Origin of the sequence: Agromyces humi (assembly GCF_009720255.1) — a bacterium.
In the GTDB taxonomy this organism is placed as follows: domain Bacteria; phylum Actinomycetota; class Actinomycetes; order Actinomycetales; family Microbacteriaceae; genus Agromyces; species Agromyces humi.
On record NZ_WJSP02000626.1, the window covers coordinates 1 to 1,392 of the forward strand.

A 1,392-nucleotide genomic window follows, 5' to 3' on the forward strand; every position below is an offset into this window, starting at 1 on the left:
GGCGAGCGCCGGCGCGCCACGCCCCTGCGGCCCGACGACATCGACCTCGGTGACGGCCGCGTGGAAGCGGCCGTTGGGCGGCAGCGCGACCGTCGCCGAGATCGTGCGCACGTCGGACTCGAGCGCCACGAGATGGTGCTTCGCCCGATCCCACGCCTCGTCGTAGAAGTGGTTCGTCGCGACGAGCAGCTTCACGCCGGCCTCGCGGCAGGCATCGACGACGGCACGCGCCTCCTCCTTCGTCGTCGCGAGCGGCTTCTCGCAGAGGATGGCGCGGACACCGGCACGGACCCCCTCGAGGATCTGTCGCGCGTGCTCGCCCGGCGGGCTGCATACCGCGAGCACCTCCACCGCAGTGTCCGCCAGCATTGCCGCGGAGCCGGTCGACGCGGCAGCGCCGACACGGTCGGCGAGCCCTGCAGCGCGCCCACTGCCGTGGTCGGAAATGTGCACGACGGAGAACCGGTCGGCGACCCGCTCCAGCGTCGGAAGGTGCAGCGCGGCGACCCCCGGCCCAGCTCCGATCACGCCGACGCCCCACGTCATACGCACACCTCCCCCACTTGTGTCGTAACTATACAAAAGATGATCGCACTTTTGTCCATAGTCGAGCCGAAATCAACGCTGAGGGCCGCGGGTTGTGTCAGAATCTGTGCATGACACGCGAGTCGACCCTGCGCTTCGGCGCTCAGACCGATGAGGTCACGAGCCTCCTTCGAATCGTCAACCTGGTGCGCACCGGTGAGGCCGCCACGCGTCCCGAGATCGGCCGTGTGACCGGGCTCGGTCGCGGCGTCGTGACCCAGCGGGTCGACCAGGCCATCGAGATGGGATTCCTCGCCGACGGCGAGTTCGGGCCGTCCTCGGGCGGCCGGGCGCCGCGCACCCTCCGCTTCCGGTCCGAACAGGGCCGCATCATCGTCTGCGCACTGGGCGCCCTGCACATCCGGGTGGGCATCGCGTCGCTCGACGGCGACATCGTCGACCACGCCCATGCGACGTGGGACATCGCGCGTGGTCCCGCCGAGACCATCGAGAAGGCGCTCGAGATGCTCGACGAGATCCTCGCCCATCACGCCGACGTGCCCGTGTGGGGCGTCGCCGTCGGCATCCCGGGTCCGGTCGACTTCGGCAGCGGGCGCCCGGTGGCACCGCCGATCATGCCCGGCTGGAACGGATTCGATGTCCGGCGCCGCTTCGAGCAGCGGTTCGAAGCGCCCACCTGGGTCGACAACGACGTGAACCTCCTCGCCTTCAGCGAGCGCGCTCGCGGATGGCGTCGCCGCGCGCGTCGCAGAGGAACACGTTGACCTGGCCCGCGCCGAACGCGTCCTCGGCGCCCATGAGGATCGGGATGACGAACCGGCCCTCGAGGTCGCTCGTGAGCAGGCC

General features: G+C 70.3%; 2 protein-coding genes. One reads left to right on the top strand and one right to left on the bottom strand.

Annotated features, from left to right (window positions below; translation table 11 throughout):
- Window positions 1-546 (bottom strand): Gfo/Idh/MocA family protein (locus GH736_RS22995; protein WP_159607344.1); only part of this gene is annotated, 546 nt, incomplete at its 3' end.
- Window positions 547-656: 110 nt separating this feature from the next.
- Between GH736_RS22995 and GH736_RS23000 the strand changes: the two genes are divergently transcribed.
- Entirely contained in the window at window positions 657-1,310 is a 654-nt protein-coding gene (locus GH736_RS23000; protein WP_407922385.1) for an ROK family protein, read from the top strand.
- Window positions 1,311-1,392 lie beyond the last annotated feature (82 nt).

Excerpts from the sequence above, each read along its gene's own strand:
- GH736_RS23000 (WP_407922385.1), top strand. The coding sequence starts at position 657 with ATGACACGCGAGTCGACCCTGCGCTTCGGCGCTCAGACCGATGAGGTC.